15 protein-coding genes, 1 tRNA gene and 1 other annotated feature are annotated in these 16,555 nt (G+C 37.8%); of the genes, 7 read left to right on the forward strand and 9 right to left on the reverse strand.

The window, feature by feature from the left end; translation table 11 throughout:
* Positions 1-5 precede the first annotated feature (5 nt).
* The 5 genes from pheS to lepB all read right to left on the reverse strand — a co-directional run bounded on the left by pheS (position 6) and on the right by lepB (position 9,849).
* The gene (gene pheS, locus IGI67_RS03610) at positions 6-1,049 is read right to left on the reverse strand and encodes a phenylalanine--tRNA ligase subunit alpha (RefSeq protein WP_429956774.1); all 1,044 of its coding nucleotides are present in this window, start codon (positions 1,047-1,049) and stop codon (positions 6-8) included.
* 328 nt (positions 1,050-1,377) lie between these two features.
* Positions 1,378-1,577: a binding site (T-box leader), on the reverse strand.
* A gap of 47 nt (positions 1,578-1,624) precedes the next feature.
* A complete protein-coding gene (locus tag IGI67_RS03615) occupies positions 1,625-1,969 on the reverse strand; it encodes a winged helix-turn-helix transcriptional regulator (RefSeq protein ID WP_429956775.1) in 345 nt (114 codons plus the stop codon).
* A gap of 66 nt (positions 1,970-2,035) precedes the next feature.
* On the reverse strand, positions 2,036-5,719 hold the full coding sequence (addA, locus tag IGI67_RS03620; protein ID WP_429956776.1) for a helicase-exonuclease AddAB subunit AddA: 3,684 nt from the start codon (positions 5,717-5,719) through the stop codon (positions 2,036-2,038).
* Positions 5,709-9,191 (reverse strand): PD-(D/E)XK nuclease family protein, encoded by a 3,483-nt coding sequence (locus IGI67_RS03625; RefSeq protein WP_429956777.1) that lies wholly within the window; start codon positions 9,189-9,191, stop codon positions 5,709-5,711. Before IGI67_RS03625 ends, addA begins: the two co-directional genes overlap by 11 nt.
* Positions 9,192-9,306: 115 nt before the next feature.
* Complete coding sequence (gene lepB, locus IGI67_RS03630; protein WP_207106554.1) at positions 9,307-9,849, reverse strand: signal peptidase I; 543 nt, start codon at positions 9,847-9,849, stop codon at positions 9,307-9,309.
* A 185-nt stretch (positions 9,850-10,034) separates the two neighbouring features.
* Here lepB and IGI67_RS03635 point away from each other — a divergent pair, with 185 nt between their 5' ends.
* Positions 10,035-10,631 (forward strand): nitroreductase family protein, encoded by a 597-nt coding sequence (locus tag IGI67_RS03635; RefSeq protein WP_429956778.1) that lies wholly within the window; start codon positions 10,035-10,037, stop codon positions 10,629-10,631.
* Between the two features lie 100 nt (positions 10,632-10,731).
* Here the strand turns inward: IGI67_RS03635 and IGI67_RS03640 are convergent, their stop codons facing one another.
* Entirely contained in the window at positions 10,732-11,226 is a 495-nt protein-coding gene (locus IGI67_RS03640) for a hypothetical protein (RefSeq protein WP_429956779.1), read from the reverse strand.
* 13 nt (positions 11,227-11,239) lie between these two features.
* Entirely contained in the window at positions 11,240-11,443 is a 204-nt protein-coding gene (locus tag IGI67_RS03645; RefSeq protein ID WP_016180129.1) for a hypothetical protein, read from the reverse strand.
* 161 nt (positions 11,444-11,604) lie between these two features.
* Here IGI67_RS03645 and IGI67_RS03650 point away from each other — a divergent pair, with 161 nt between their 5' ends.
* The 3 genes from IGI67_RS03650 (at position 11,605) to IGI67_RS03660 (ending at position 12,719) form a co-directional block, all read left to right on the forward strand.
* Positions 11,605-12,132, forward strand: a complete 528-nt coding sequence (locus tag IGI67_RS03650; RefSeq protein WP_429956780.1) for an HdeD family acid-resistance protein — start codon at positions 11,605-11,607, stop codon at positions 12,130-12,132.
* 60 nt (positions 12,133-12,192) lie between these two features.
* On the forward strand, positions 12,193-12,588 hold the full coding sequence (locus IGI67_RS03655) for a hypothetical protein (RefSeq protein ID WP_429956781.1): 396 nt from the start codon (positions 12,193-12,195) through the stop codon (positions 12,586-12,588).
* Positions 12,589-12,646: 58 nt separating this feature from the next.
* Positions 12,647-12,719: transfer RNA gene (locus IGI67_RS03660), tRNA-Gln, on the forward strand.
* Positions 12,720-12,786: 67 nt separating this feature from the next.
* On the opposite strand, the gene IGI67_RS03665 is transcribed toward IGI67_RS03660, so the two are convergent.
* Entirely contained in the window at positions 12,787-13,218 is a 432-nt protein-coding gene (locus IGI67_RS03665) for a universal stress protein (RefSeq protein WP_207106602.1), read from the reverse strand.
* A 282-nt stretch (positions 13,219-13,500) separates the two neighbouring features.
* On the opposite strand from IGI67_RS03665, the gene IGI67_RS03670 reads away from it, so the two are divergent.
* The 3 genes from IGI67_RS03670 to IGI67_RS03680 all read left to right on the forward strand — a co-directional run bounded on the left by IGI67_RS03670 (position 13,501) and on the right by IGI67_RS03680 (position 14,830).
* Complete coding sequence (locus IGI67_RS03670; RefSeq protein ID WP_429956782.1) at positions 13,501-14,211, forward strand: AzlC family ABC transporter permease; 711 nt, start codon at positions 13,501-13,503, stop codon at positions 14,209-14,211.
* On the forward strand, positions 14,204-14,524 hold the full coding sequence (locus tag IGI67_RS03675) for an AzlD domain-containing protein (RefSeq protein ID WP_207106604.1): 321 nt from the start codon (positions 14,204-14,206) through the stop codon (positions 14,522-14,524). The genes IGI67_RS03670 and IGI67_RS03675 overlap by 8 nt, the downstream gene beginning before the upstream one ends.
* An 87-nt stretch (positions 14,525-14,611) precedes the next feature.
* On the forward strand, positions 14,612-14,830 hold the full coding sequence (locus tag IGI67_RS03680) for a hypothetical protein (RefSeq protein WP_207106605.1): 219 nt from the start codon (positions 14,612-14,614) through the stop codon (positions 14,828-14,830).
* A 32-nt stretch (positions 14,831-14,862) separates the two neighbouring features.
* Here IGI67_RS03680 and IGI67_RS03685 read toward each other — a convergent pair whose 3' ends face one another.
* Complete coding sequence (locus IGI67_RS03685) at positions 14,863-16,515, reverse strand: IS1182 family transposase (RefSeq protein ID WP_429956783.1); 1,653 nt, start codon at positions 16,513-16,515, stop codon at positions 14,863-14,865.
* Positions 16,516-16,555 lie beyond the last annotated feature (40 nt).

Raw genomic sequence — 16,555 nt, forward strand, 5'->3', positions numbered from 1 at the left:
GCTTCCTACTCCCCCTTGAATTGTTCCAAGAAACGAACATCGTTTAAATAGAAATTTCGAATATCATTGACTCCATAACGCAGCATTGCAATCCGATCCGGTCCCAAGCCAAAAGCAAAGCCAGAATATTCTTTTGGATCAATACCCGACATTTCTAATACATCAGGATGAACCATTCCTGCACCGAGGATTTCGATCCAACCAGTATGCTTGCAAACATTACAGCCTTTACCGCCGCATTTGAAACAGCTGACATCAACTTCTACAGACGGTTCGGTAAATGGAAAATAGCTCGGACGTAAACGAATCTTGCGCTCTGCACCAAATAACTCCTTTAGTAGTACTTCTAACGTTCCCTTTAAGTCACCCATCGTTATTCCTTTATCAACGACTAAGCCTTCAATTTGATGAAATTGATGACTGTGCGTCGCGTCATCTGTATCACGACGAAATACTTTACCTGGTGAAATCATCCGCAACGCACCTTTTGAAAAATCGTGTTTTTCCATAGTACGTGCCTGAACTGGGGATGTATGTGTACGTAATAATAGCTCATCAGAAATGTAAAAAGTATCTTGCATATCTCGTGCAGGGTGATCTTTTGGCAAGTTCATCCGTTCAAAATTGTAATGATCAGATTCGATCTCCGTCCCTTCGACAACTTGGTAGCCCATTCCAACAAAAGTATCTTCAATTTCTTCCATGATTTGAGTCAAAACATGTCGTGTACCATGGGAAACTTGTTTTCCTGGTAAAGTGACGTCTAAAGTTTCTGCTGATAATTGCTTTTCTAAAGCCAACTCCGCTAAGGCTGCTTTGCGCTCTTCGATTGCTTTGGTTAAAAGATCGCGAATCTCATTGGCAAAAGCACCTACTACAGGACGCTCTTCTGCTGAAAGATCCCGCATTCCCCGTAATACTTCAGTGATTGGTCCCTTTTTCCCAAGAGTTTCTACTCGGATCGTTTCAACGGCAGAAAGCTCATCAGCTGCGTCAATCTTTGCTAACGTCTGACTTTTTAACTCTTCTAATTGCTCTTGTAAACTCATTGTTTTCTTCCTTTCCCATTTGCTTTAAAAAGATAGAAACTTCAAATTGAAAATGAAGCCCTATCGAATTTTCGACTGTTGGATGATTGTGAGGAATCGTTTACTACTCTTCAAACTGATCCTCAAAAAACTTGCATAATATTAAGTCAATTCTGATTTTTACTCTGTTTGATAAAGAAAAAAAGCAATAATCTTTCCATTTGTAAAGTGGCCAGCATATTCATATTCTTTAACAAGATGTGTCAAGGCCCTCATTCCATTATCCAACTTCATGTAAAATGAGCAAAAACGCGATTATTTCTAGAAATCGCAAAAAGACCTCGTTCCACAAAGGAACGAGGTCTCGCGTTACCATCCTAATTCGCCAACCGAATAAATTGGCGCTCTTGCTTTTTAACGACTATGCCGGTCTTTCGACAAACTCCAGAAGTGAACTTCATCTTTTCTTCTCTTAGTCTGCTTTCAGTCAGCGACAGACATTCCCTTTTAAGATATAAAAAGATTACTCTTTTCCATCAACGTTTTTTGAACTATTTAATTGACTATCCCAATACTACAAGAAATCAAAAAATTTATCAACTACATTCTTCATCCGTGATCCAAGTATCGCCCCATTGATGAATCTCATTCATTACATTTTTCAATGCTTCGCCCTTATTTGTCAGACAATAATCCATCCGTTTTTGGCTTCCACAAGCAATCACACGACCTACAATACCTTCTACTTCTAATTCTTTTAGTCGTTCGGTTAAAACTCGATCGCTAACATCTGGAATCATCGCAGCAATATCGACAAATCTTTGCGGTCCGCCTTCCAACAATACATCAATAATCAAACCGTTCCATTTTTTGCCTAAAATCTGAAAACCCTTCTCAAATTTTGGACAGAGTGAAAAATCCATTACTTCTACTTGTTCCATAATTCTCACCTCGATAGAGAGAGTATAGCACATCACTTACCTTTTATAAGTACATCTTGCCTGTACCTAAGGAGTTTTTAACAAATCAACTGCATGATTTCCTTGTAAAAAGATTAGATAAGCCGCTTCAACAGGCTTTTGTTTCGCCTTTTCTAAAGCATCCTTATAGAGATGCAATTGTCCGCGATAGCGGTTAATCAGCGTTTGTTCCCTTTCAGGAGTATAATAATCCGTCTTTAAATCGTACAAAATAATTCTATCATCAAACTCTAAATAACCGTCGATTATTCCATGAATTAAAATCTCATCTTGGTTTTGATAATCATTAAATAATTGATCTGCAGGCATCAACATCGCAAATGGTTCTTCACGATACAACCGGTCCGCATGTTGGATTACAAAACGACCAATATTAGTATCGAGGAAATGCATAATACTATCAACAGAAACCTTCTCTGCAATTTCCTGTGTTAATGTTTGTCGTGAAACTAGCTCCTCAATCAAGGCTTCGACCATTTCTCGCTTAGGATCCTTCTGTAATGGTAATAGCTGCATCACTAAGTGAGTAGCCGTCCCGATTTCAGCAGCGGACAGTTCCTTTTTCGTACTTAAAAATTTAGGTTCTCCTAAGTCGCTTTCAGTAAATCGATAGTGTGTTTGTGCACGAGAAGAATCAAGCTCCAGCGCTAATCGATTATCTGGATCATCATAAAGTCGTTTCAGTTCTGATACCGATTGATAGCTCGTTGTTTTCGTCGCTTCCGGATAAGGATATTTAAACAGCAAACTTTTTTTCAACGGTTGGATATTGATCGTTCCTTGGGGGATTTCTAGTGTTTTAATCTCTGGAAGATATCCCTGAACTTTCTCGACAATCATTTGCGGATCCGTAAAATTCAGTTTGAATGTGGCCGGGTGGTGCTTCAAAACAGCAGGCTGATTGACAATATACTCGTTCTGATAATTTTCCATCAGCGGATGTCTAAATAAACTCAAGCCAATCCAATCAAAGAAGCTATCATTTTGACCATTCCTAAGACCTGCATCTAAAACTAAATTTTCGTTCAAAGAGCCTTTGCTCCACGTCTTATATGCTGCAGCTTCATCATCATAAGAACCCACCAAGAATAATTTTTGCTCTGCTCGAGTTAAAGCAACATACAGTTTCCGCATTTCTTCTGATAGCAGCTTATTCAAATTCTTCTGCTTGACGGTTTGAAAGAGTAATGTGTCTTTCCTTACTCGGGTATCCGGCGTCAATAACTTCACGCCAAGTCCTAATCGCTCATCAAATACATAATTTCTTCGTGTATCCTGAACGTTAAAGCTTTTGCTCATATCCATTAAAAAGACTATCGGAAATTCTAACCCTTTACTTCCATGGATCGTCATTACTCTCACAGCGTCTGAAATTTCTTCAGTAGGAGGCTCGCCTAAGTCCTTATCTTTTTCCTGCATTTTTTCAATAAAGCGAATAAACTGGTACAAGCCGCGGAAACTACTGCGTTCATAATCCTTTGCTCGTTCAATTAATGCTAGTAGATTTGCATGGCGCTGCTGTCCAGCAGGCATTCCTAAAACATAATCCAAGTAGGCTGTTTCATTATAGATTTTCACTAATAAGCTGGCCAACGATTCGCGCCGAGCATACTCACGCCAATCACCCAATTGAGATAAGAAGACTGTCAATTTTTGGACAGTGATATCATCATTCATTTGAACATATTTTTTTACTGCCTGGTAATACTCTTTTTGCGGCAATGCTAGGCGGACCTGTGCCAACTCTTCTTCCTGCAAGCCAACTATCGGTGATCGTAAAACTGCGGCCAAAGGAATATCCTGATACGGATTATCAATAATCTGTAAGAGAGAAATCATTACTCGCAGCTCTGTTGATTGAAAATAATTTTGTGTATCATTGATAGATAACGGAATTCCCAATTGTTTAAACACTTCCAGAATCGTTAAATTATTGCTTCTAGTTGGTGTTAAAAGTACGATATCTTCATAACGTATTGACCGCATCGCTTTTTGTTTTTTATCATAGACTTCAAATCCTTGATCAACTAATTCACGAATCTTGACGGCAGTCATAAATATTTCACCCATGGATTTATCTTCTATCCAATCAGGAGTCTCCCCGTTTTTTTGATAGATTAGTAACTCTGGACTAAATGTCTCCGTTTCAGGAAACGCCGTGAAGCCATTAATCAATTCTGCTTGTTTATCATATTCAATCTGTCCAACTGTTTGATCCATTAATTGAGTGAAAATCAAATTGGTGAAGTCTAAAACTTCTTTGCGAGAACGGAAGTTTTCTGCCAAAATGATTCTGCGCCCTCCATTTTCATTAGCAAAATCATGATATTTTTGGATAAACAAAGTTGGGTCGGCTAAACGAAACCCATAAATCGATTGCTTGACATCACCTACCATAAAGAGATTTCCCGGCTCCTCATTACTAAGCTGACGCAAAATAGTTTCCTGTAACTGATTGATATCCTGATACTCATCTACTAAAACCTCGGTAAATCGACTGCGATAATAATCTTCGGCAGGTCTTGTGCCATCAATCTCTGCTTGCAAAATTTGCAAAGTAAAATGTTCCAAATCATTGAAATCCAGCATCCCTTTTTCACGTTTTTTTGCGGAATACTCTTCGATAAATCGTTTTTCAACACGAACCAATTCTTCCACAATCGGTAATGCTTCCTGCAAACGTTCCACTTGCTCCTCTGGTGAAACTAAAAAGTACATTTCTTTGATCTTCGTCAAACTCTGCTTTGCCTGGTCTCGATAATTCTTACATTCCGTGATTATATCGCCATAAAGTTCTTTGACATCTTTTTTTCTTGGAGAAGGATACACTGGAAATTTGAGATTCTCAAAAAAAGTATAGACCGTCGATAAATCGTCCTCTACTAAGGCTTTTTCAATTTGCTGGACAATACTCTGTTCGTTTTGGGCAACATCTGCAATCTTTTGCAAGTCATCAATCCCTTGACTGGCAGAGAGCATCCACTGATAAGTTTGACTGGCCTCTTGTAAATTAGTCAAAACTTGCGGACGGATTAACTCACGATATAAATCTGAATCCACTAAATTTCCTACTCGATAATTCTCGACTAATCCATCTAACCACTTGAACGGTTCAGGATTTGCTCGGGCAAATTCATACATTGAGAGAAGTAAATCTTCCAAACCACTGTCACTGCGATCATTAGAGAAGTTCTCGGTTAAACGATAAAAGATTTCTTGATTTTCTTCATAAAAAGTTTCTCTAAGATCATCCCAAACATCCTCTTTCAATAAAATCGTCTCCGTGTCATCCGTCAACATGCGATAACTTGGATCTAGATCGATCAAGTAGAAAAAGCGTTGAATAACTTTAGAACAAAACGAATGCAGTGTCGATATATTCGCCATTGGCAGCAGTGTCAATTGACGTGTAAAATGATTTTTTAATTTTTGATCCGTTTCTTCATTAATTGCTTCCTGCAGTGCTGATTGAACTCGTTCCTTCATTTCACTAGCTGCCGCCTCAGTAAAAGTCACGACTAATAACTGATCGACCGAGAGCTGCTGTCGCTTAATCTTTTCGATTACACGCCGAACAAGTACCGCTGTTTTTCCTGATCCTGCTGAAGCTGAAACCAAAAGATTAGCCCCTTGATCATAGATTGCCTGCCACTGGGAATCTGTATACATTTCATTCGGCGCTTTTGGAGGGATAGAGAAGTTAGTTGTCATGTAGTTCTTCCTCCATTCGTTTTAAGACTTCTTCCTTAGATAGTTTTTCTAAGCGGTGATAATTATTTTCCTTCAACATCGCATCGAACTTGCAAACACTACGGAAAGGACAGTATTGACAGGCAATCCGTTGATTATCTTTGTAGGTTGGATTCAATTTGATTTCACCAGAAACGATTTGATTGCCTGCCTTTTGAATTTTCTCTCGATTGTATTGTCGCAATAGATCAATCTCTGATAGCTCATAAAATTTATCTTTGGATTGCGGGACGACCACTGTCTGCCCATTTTTATCTTTTTTGATTGGAAATAAAAGCGAGTTTTCCTTTTCATTTAAGCTCTGATCCAATTGATCGTAAAGCTCTGGCTCTTTTGCAAAGAGACCATCATATTGATAAGCCTTCAACATATCCCTTTCAATGCTCTTAGGCTCTTTCAAAACCGGATTATGGACATGCAAATAATAAGCTCCCGCTGGTTTGATCACTTTTCCGCTTCCTTGATTGAAGTCAGTCACTGCAACATCTAAATAAGTGATTAATTGCAATGCAATTCCATAGTACGCGTCCGCCACATTAAAACTATGGGGACTAGATTTATAATCAATTACACTTAACCAATCATTTTCAGCACTCTGTAATTGATCCAAGCGATCAATTTTACCACGAATCGCGACTTCTCCACCGTTCGATAAAGGCAAGTTGATTCCTGGAATCCCTTTTTGTCCGCCGATAGAGCCAAAAATAATTTCGGTTTGCTGCGGCTCCAATTTAGTACGGGCACCCTGCTGTACCAACCCCCAACTGACTCTTTGAATAGTTCGCGACAATTGGTAACGAATATAATTCATTCGCGCTGAACTGGATAGAATAGCAAATTTCAGTTCGCCAAAAATTTCTTTCAATACTTGATCTGCTAATTGATTTCGTTCGGCTTCTTCTAATTCCGCTAAACGCAAACCCTGTTCTTTTAATAAGCGGAAAAAGTAATCTAGCGCTTCATGGTAAAAATCACCAGCCGCCGCAGGTGTTAATCCATATACCGTTCGTTCTTTTAACCCAAGACCAAAATTGGCGAAATATTTATATTGGCAGTTGTAAAAATTCTCGATTCTTGAGACTGAAACATACAGATTCTTCCCATATAATCGTTCTGCTGTCTCAGGCAATAACTCACGAGGGACGTTAAGATCCTGCAAACTTCTGAAAACTCGTTGTGCCATCGAAGCAAATGAACTATTTTGAATGAACTTTTGCAGTTCTCGCCACGCTGGTAGAAACGCTCGGTTTTCATCCTGGGCGAAACGATTTAACGCAATCAAATCAGATAAAAGTGTTCGCATAGTACCTAAATAATCCTCTGGACTGCTCATTAAGTTCAATGATTCATTTTCTTTAATCGGCAATTGCAAACCTTGACTCAATTGTCTCAAAAAGGAAGAAATCTCTAGCTTTTTCTCGCCTTCAACTGTTGTTGCAACGCTCATATAGAGCTTTTCACTAGCAGAAAGAAAAACCGAGTATGCTAAAAATGGTTCACGATTTACTTTTGAACTATTGCTTTCAGGCAAAAATTTTCCATCTGGCAAATTTTGATTGAAGGCCGAACGTTCTTCAACCGATAGTAACCCCTTGTCATCAAAACGAGCTGGGAAATCAATATTGTTCAAACCAATTGCAAAAGTAACTTTCATTTGATCTACGCGCGCTAACTCTAAATCGTTAACCCGCACCTGATCTATCGCTGTTGGTATTTTTCCGTAGTTTAAGTTCATCAAACCAGCTAAAAATATTTCTTGGAAATTCACCCAATCAAAAGTATCATTTCCATAAATCAATACATACTCATCTAAAAGATCAAGCAATGCCTGCCATGTTTGTTCATGATTACGAGCCTTTTCTAAATTCCCCTTTTCGACTTCCTGGTCGCGCCAGAATAGTAGTTGCCGCTTCACACCGCTGTCTTCTAAAAAGTGAAAGAAGAGTGTAGCCGCCTCTAGCCCATTATCTGCCTGTTTCATTTTTTTGAAAAATTCTGGCAGTACTTTTTGGACTGAACGCCGCACGTCATTGGTCGTTGTTTCTAAATCTTTCGCATCATTAAAAACATCTGCTTCAAAATCATAATCTACAAATTCCCAATCCGCTGTTTTTGTCCATGCATTCCCCCTGAAATTATAAGCCAGACAAACATTTTCAGTTTGATCAATTTTTTCTCTATATTGTTGTTGCTGGGCAAACCATGTATCTGCTTTCCACTCAAAAGGAGCAAAAAGTTCCGTTCGAAGCATCCGAAAAACGTCATTGATACGATAATTATAATTATCAACTAGAAACAATGCTTGTAAAAACTCTATCAACGGATGGGCAGCCATTTCTTGCGTTTCATCAAGATAGAATGGAATATCCAGCTTATTGAAAATATCCGGTAACACACTGTTATAAACTTCAGGTTTGCGTAGTAAAACCTGAATATCTTTATATCGATACCCTTCATCTTTTACTAGGCGTCTTATTTCTTCACCGATCTTACGGATCTCCTCCGCTACTGTACCAAATTTTGTAAGCTGAAGCTGATCTGTTTGAGATAAATCAGTCTTTTTTTGATTTGCCCAATATTCTCCTACTTGATTAAAAACTGTTTGCTTAGTATGTGAGAATTGATCAGGACGTACTGGGACCTGTTTCTCATCTGCACTACGCTTTAATTGAAAATAAGTTTTACCTGGATCGGCAAATAAGTTTAAGGGACTAGGTTCCTCCGTTGGATAAGATCGATCTAACTCCAAGGAAACATGTAATTCTCCACAATGCATTAAAGTAGTTAAAACGCTCAACTCCCGAGCGTTAAATCGGGTAAAGCCGCTTACAATAAAAAGGCTATTCGTTAGATTTTTATTGCTGAGATATTCTTGCAGCAACAATAAAGGATCTTCATTGGCCACTTGATAATTCAACAAAGCCTCTTCGTAAGCTGCATATACTCTCCGCAGGTCCTGCAGCTTCAAAACTTGATCTTGGCCAGTGCCGTTTTCTGCTAAATCTTCAACGGTTATATTTCCAATCTGCATTTCTTGGTAAAAACTGACTAATTGTTGAATAAATCCTGTTTTATTGACTTCACCGCGAAAAATCGTTAACTCCTCACGTTGTTCATGCAAAATCTTTCTTAAAATCATTGCATTGCCGGCTTCAGATAAAATATTTCCGGGCACCTGACCATCCCGCTGTAAAAAGTACCAAGCCAATCGCTGAAAACTAAAAACCTGTGTACGAATCGTACTAAATTCTGTCGCTCCCTCATCGTGCCTCATAGCAGATAAAAGGTTAATCTCTTGTTCAAATTTATTGTAATTGGGGACTAAGAAAAAGACACGATTCTCAGGATTTTGCTTTAACCAAGCTTGTGCTGTTTGAATCATTCGCTCTGTCGCATCATTCTGTCCAGTACCTAGCAAAAATTGTAATGACATCGTTTCCCCTCGATTCTTCAAATTATGTTACGTGCTTATTATAGCAGTTCAGCTAAAAAGTCGCATAATGAAAGATAATACAAAAGCATTCCGTAAAAAAAGACTAGCAAAATTGCTAGTCTACTGTACCAAACCGATTTAACGGCCAGAAAACAAATTTCACATCTGCCATGATATCCTTCTCTTTAATCATTCCAATGATTCGACTATCTTTTGAGATTCGACGATTGTCTCCCAAAACAAATAGTTCTCCTTCAGGAACTTTCTCAGAGCCAGATAACTCTTTCAAATTAAAATCATAAGTTAATGGCTGATTGTCAGTTAATTGGCCTTTGAACTCATCCAAATATGGCTCGTCATATTTTTTTCCGTTGATGTAAAGTTCATCATTCTTATATTCAACAGTATCGCCTGGTAATCCAACAACACGTTTGATATAGTTTTTCCCCTCATCATCCGGTGCTGGAAAAGTTACGATGTCAAACCGCTTAATATCAGTGTTTTTCAAAGCAATAACCCGTTCACCATCTATCAATGTTGGGTCCATTGAATCTCCCTTGACCACTACAGGAGTAAAAACAAAATGGCGCAAACCAACCAAGATCACCGCCAAAATTAAAAACCAAATAATTGATTTTCCTATTTCTTTTATATTCATCTAAGAGCCTCCATCTTACAGTTCATACTTCTAGTTTATCATATTCTCAAGTAATTATTAAAAAGGTTTCATCTCCCCTTTAAAAAAAATTACCATTCTGCGAGCATATTTCTTTTCTTACTTTTTGTAAGATGGTAAAGTAAGCTTTGTCAACAAGAACAAAAAAAGAAAAGGTGGAAATTATTATGTCTCAATTTTTAGAATCATTAAAAGATCGCCGTTCATTTTACACACTAGGCCGCGATGTAAAATTATCTGAAGAAGAAATTACTGAATTAATCAAAGACACGGTTAAAAGCAGTCCAACTGCGTTTAACGCACAATCACCTCGTGCAGTTATTCTTTTCGGAGAGGCTCATGAGAAATTATGGAACATCGTTGAAGAAGCTCTAAAACCACTAACTCCAGCAGAAGTCTTTCCAAATACACAGGCTAAAATTGCTAGCTTCCGTAATGCCTATGGTACTGTAATGTTCTTTAAAGAAACGGATACAGTAAAAAATTTACAAGAACAATTTGCATTATACGCTGATAACTTCCCAGACTGGGCTGAACAATCAAATGGTATTGCTACAGCAAATACTTGGACAGCTTTAACAGCCGCTGGTCTTGGAGCAAACCTACAACATTACAACCCAGTGATCGATGATGCTGTTGCTGAAGAATGGAACATTCCTGCTAATTGGCAATTACGCTCTCAATTAGTTTTCGGTTCTAAAGAAGGCGAAGCTAACGAAAAAGAATACTTAGCTGACGACGAACGTTTCCGTGTTTTCCATTAATATAGTTTAAAATCAAAACGAGCGATGCTGATTTTCCAGCACCGCTTGTTTTTTATAAGCAAGTTTATGTTTTGCAAAAAAAGATGACATCCCTGCCATCTTATTTCCCGTCTTTATCTTTATCGTCTTTGGTCAAAATTTCTAAGGTACTCCCTTCACTGAGATGCGTCGAAAGAAAAACAACGAATTCAGTCAAAGAATAATCAAAGGTCAAAATGGGGCCGCGACGCTCTTTCCGGAAATAGTTTAACTTAATCAAGCCGCTTTCTTCTTGAAACAAGACTACTCGTTCAATTTCATTGAGCGGAATCCCCCGGTTATCTAAACTAAAAAGAATCAGACTATCTTCAGTAAATCCCTTTTTATCCAATAAAAAACTCAGCATTACTAAGGCAGCTAAAATCGTCTGTGCTCGCCCGTTGAAATCTTGCCAACTAGTAAAACCAGTCCAAAGAATCAACATTGTTAAAAAAATATAGAATGGGTATTGTTTACGTCGTTTAAAAATCGGAATAACGATGTCTCTTCGTGCCAATAATAAAAAAACGTAAAGAACAATAGTGAAAATTCCCAATAACAGTGTAAATATATTCAAAAAGAACCGCCTTCTAACTTGGAATGAAATTAGAATATTTTACCACGACCATGTTAGATTTATCATCTCGCTGCTCTTGATCAACTTCTTCGCATTGATTAATACGAACAACAGCGCAATTTGTCATCTTCGAAATTACTTCGCCTTCCACGCATTCTTCGAAACCAATCGGATGGCAGCGATAATTTCTACCAAGTTCAATTTCTTCTTCATTCATAAGTAAGCCCTCCAGTATCGACATTCATTTGTTCGTCTAGCTTTTGGATCAATGTTATTCGCAATTATACCTAAGTCTGGAATGGTTTACAATCGAAATTTTCACTTCATTAGCAAAAAGACACCAAATCAGGTAAAATTATTTATGAGGAGTGATATTTTATGTCAAATTTTATCGATTCAATCAAGAAATATGGATATTTAAGAAGTGCTTGCTACCTAATCTTTGGTATCGCTATCCTGTTTTCACCACGAAGTGTTTTTAAAGGGATGGTCTACATCATCTTCTTCTATTTATTAATTTTTGGTATTTTACAAATTATTCGCGGCTTAAGAACAAAAAAATATACAGGGAATGTCGGTTTTGAGACAACTAGTGGAATCATGAGAGTCATCATCGCCTTTGTTGTTCTTTGGTTTTCAAAAGGAATTATTAGTATCTTACCAATGTTCTTAGGTTTTATTATTCTAATTTTTGCAATTGGCCAATTCGTACAAAGCTGGACTGCAAGAAGAAACGGTTTTCCAGTCACGGGACAACTTATTTATAGTGCACTGATGATTCTTGCCAGTTTTTTCCTTTTATTCAATCCATTCAGCAGTTTAATGGTCTTATTCCAAATTTTTGGTTTTCTGTTGGTCACTATGGCTATTTCAGAATTTATTAATACTCGACGCTTTAGTCAATAAAAAAAGCTTCTATATATAAGAAACATTTATGCTGAATATACAGAAAAAAGCGAGGTCATTATGAACACAGCAATCGAACTTTATCATTTTACTCAAAAATACGGCATTAATTATAATACGAATGAAAATAAGGGAGTTCTTTTGTTCAATCGTTTTGTCCAAGTATTTGCCAAAACTAATTTCTCCTTTTCATTCATTGGCTTTCATAAATATGAAGGTTTAAAGAATCAAGAAGGTCTTACGGCATATGGAGTCTCTGGAAACATATTATATGCCTTAAGTAAGCAAAGGTCATACAAGTACAATCTTTATCAATGTAAAGAAATTAGCGGCAAAAAGAAACTAAACGGCATTCGTCTATCTTTAGTTTTTGATACTGAGACCGTCAATATTAACTTAGGTTTTGCTGATGGAAACTTAGTTTTGGCTGCTTTAAAGCAAGCAGGAAAAAAATAATCGAGACATTTTATTTGAAGAATAGAAAAACTAGCGTTATAATTCTTTCTGTTCTTAGTGGGATATGGCCAAACTGGTAAGGCGCCTGACTCTGAATCAGGTAAGTGCAGGTTCGAGCCCTGCTATCCCAATAATAAAAAGGGTTTTGTCCCATTTTGGGGCAAGACCCTTTTTTAGAGATCTACTTGTCATAATGAATTAGGATTTTACTACCATCACATTAGAGTTAGCATGATTTACTACATAAGCTGTCGTTGATCCCACTAACGCCTGCTCTACAGCACCTCTTCCAGTTGCCCCAAGTATGATCAGATCCACTTGATTTTCCAATGCATAATCAATAATCTTGCGCTTAGGATTTCCTGAATCAATTTTAGTTTCATAGTCAAATTGACTCACGTTCGAATTGGCGATCAATTGCTCTAGTTCAATCTCCGCATTATTTAGATGAAATTTTAGTGCATCATTAATAAATGCCGGATCACCGATTGAAAATTTATAGTCGACTACAGTGAGAATAAAGAGTTTAGCCTCGTTACGTTCCGCAATATTTAACGCTTCATAAAATGCATCTGTTGATGTGGGTGAGCCATCCACTGCAACGAGTATTTTTTTATAGCTTTCTTTCATTGAAAACGCCTCCCTTGACTTTATTATACATCAACTACTTCTTTCTTTAAAATTAAAGGCGGCTCTCATTGAATCGGATAATTTCAAATTATTTACCTAACAAAAATATTTTTTTTAGTATTTACCAAAATGTTTTTATGATAAAATAAATTGAGCAACATCTTCCCCGCCAATTGGTATGTTTTGCCATTGGAATTGTTGCTCTTTTTTTAACTACTTATCCGCTTGTTTTTTTATTAGTTTTGGTCTAATATGATTAGAACAAAATGAGAGGGTGGATATATGGATAATCGTTTGATACAGACTGCTAGTTTTTCTGACGGAGTTAAAGCCTGTTTACCTACGATCATGGGGTATTTAGGCATTGGGATCGCAATGGGAATTGTTGGAAAGTCTGCCCACCTCGCGATTTGGCAAATATTTCTAATGTCTACACTGGTATATGCAGGAAGTGCCCAATTTATTTTATGCGGATTACTACTGCTAAGTGCGCCAATTCTGTCAATCATTTTTACAGTTTTTCTCGTTAATTTACGGCATCTGCTCATGAGTCTTTCCGTAGCTCATTATTTCAAAGAGGATTCTTTATTGAACGGTATAGCTATCGGAACATTACTAACAGACGAATCCTATGGTGTCTTGATGACGACGCTTGCTCAAGAAAAGAAAGTAACCAGTAATTGGATGCATGGTTTAAATATAACGGCATACCTTGTATGGATTATTTCAACTGTGCTTGGCGCCTTACTAGGGAATTTTATTCCCGACCCAACTGTATTCGGCTTTGATTTTGCATTAACAGCGATGTTCCTTGGGTTGTTTCTTTTTCAAGTACAGCTACCATTAAAAAAACAGCGCGCAAAAACCATTAAGATTTTGACAGTTACGGTAATTAGTCTTTTTGTGTTGATGCGTTTTACTTCTGCAGAGCTTTCAGTCATTTTAGCAACTTTACTAGGATGCCTAACGGGGGTGTTAAGTAAGGATGAGTAACTACTATTATTTGTTAACCCTTTTTGGTTGTGCATTAGTTACCTGGATTCCTCGTGTATTACCCTTTGTTTTGACAAAGGCTGTAAGCTTGCCGCCGACTTTCGAAAAATTTTTAAGTTACCTGCCAATGACGATTTTGACAGCTTTGTTATTGCAAAGTCTCCTAAATTTTCAAACAGGATATTTTCCAACATTACGTTTACCAGAATTTTTCGCATGCATACCGGCTTTGATCGTTGGAATTCGTACAAACGATCTAATGAAAATCGTTTTAACAGGTGTATTTGGAATTGCTCTCTTACGGCTGTTTTAAATTACATTTGTTATAGAGCTTATTTCTGGTTTTACATACATCTCTGATGTAATATATAACAAAATAATAGAAAAAGGAGTAATTCTCATGAAAAAGATCGCTGGATATTTCTTTCAAAAACCTTTAGTGCTTGAGGAAAAAAAACCTTTCGAAATCCATCTTCCAACGGACACTTTGTATGATGGGAACGAACCTATTTTGGAATCAGATCAAAAGATTCTATCTGAAATAGGGAAAAAATATGAGTACCCGACGGATAGTCTTCATAGTTTTTTTGTTATTTCAGAAATATCTGATGTCAGTTAAAAAAGAGGCTGGGACATAAAGCCTAAGCTCAACTAAAAAACAGGGATCAAAATCGAAAAAGCGATTTTGATCCCTGTTTTTTTATGATTTGATTTCCCCGTATTGTTCTCATGTTGCCTATTAAGCATCAATTTCTTCATATTGACTGCCATTAAGGCGATCCCTACTTCATTTTTTACTTTGTCTTTTCCTCGAACGGAAAATCGCGTCCAATTCAAACAAGCCTTCAGATGACCAAAAGTTGATTCCACGTCAATCTTACGTTGGGCATAGATTGCACTGGTTTCTGGTGCTGAAAGCAAGTCTCGTTGTTGCGCTTTGAAATATTCTAATGACGGATTGACTTTGATTTTTCTTCGATAGCCGCCTGGTGTGAATGCCTCGGGTAGGTTCTTCTGATTCGCATCCTTTGTTTCGGCCACATATTCTTTGAAATCTCGTTCAAATCCGTAGTCGTCTATTTCTGTACGATAAGTGTTGAAGTTGAAGCGAACACCTTTAGGATCAATGTAGTAATCATCCGTTTCAAAATAGTCCCAGTTCATGACTTTCTTTTCGTCGGTTCGCCACTTCTTACTCTGTTCCTTGATCATTGTGCTATAAGGAATCAACGGCGTCTGTTGAGGAAGTTCATCCTCAAAGAAGCGATAATTACTTTCTGAACCATAGCCTGCATCCGCTACAATGTAAGGTGGTAAAGGCAGAAATTGCACCTGCAACGTTTCTAAAAAGGGTTGAAGGGTTCGAGTATCTGTAGGGTTCGCAAAAAGATCATACCCTAGTACATATTGATTGTTCGTAGCGATTTGAAGGTTATAGCCAGCTTTCAATTGCCCATTACGCATGTGGTCCTCTTTCATTCGCATGAATGTCGCATCTGTATCTGTCTTGGAATAGCTTTTGCGGTCACCTAAAATACGATACTGGTGCTCATATTTTTGAACACGCTCTTGATGGGAGCGGAAATGTTTGAGCTGAGCCTTTGGCAGTTTGCGTTTGGAGCGAAGCGACTTACGAACAGAACCGATAGGTTCTTGTTCAATTGCTTCGTCGTATTGCTCGACTGTTTCAGTCAAACGAGTAGCGAGCGCATGAATTTCCTCTTTTGACAATTCACCATCAGATTCCCGTTCAAGTGCTGGGATGATTTCCTGTTCGACGAGCGTTTGATAAGCTTCTAAGGATTTTTTTTCTAAATTTTTGTGGTTTTTCTCTAGGGCAGTTTTCCAAACAAAGGTGTATTTATTGGCCGCAGCTTCAATTTTTGTGCCATCAATAAAAATAGCTTCTTCGGTTATTTGATTCGTTTCTACCAAGTGCGAACGCAGTTGAACAAAACAAGTCTGAATCAGGGGCAACACTCGGGGATCGACTCTGAACCGATTGATTGTGCGATAACTAGGTTCGTGCCCTTGTGCGAGCCACATCATTCGAATACTATCTTTCATCAACTCATCAATCTTACGACCAGAGGTGACGGATTGCGTATAGGCACACAAAATTATCTTCAACATCATGCGCGGGTGAAAAGAGCTCGCCCCGCGATCGTGTTTGAAAGCCTCAAATTCTGAATCTGGGATGCTCTCAATAAAAGAATCGATGAGTCTAGCAATATCATTTTCCGGAATGACAAGTGTAAAATCTAGCGGTAAAACGACCTGATTTGTGTTATAATTTTTAAACATAAGAGAACCCTCCAGACTTTTTGTTTCGACGCTTTAAGTT

It is taken from the genome of Enterococcus sp. AZ196 (genome assembly GCF_050498845.1).
Taxonomy (GTDB): domain Bacteria; phylum Bacillota; class Bacilli; order Lactobacillales; family Enterococcaceae; genus Enterococcus_A; species Enterococcus_A murrayae.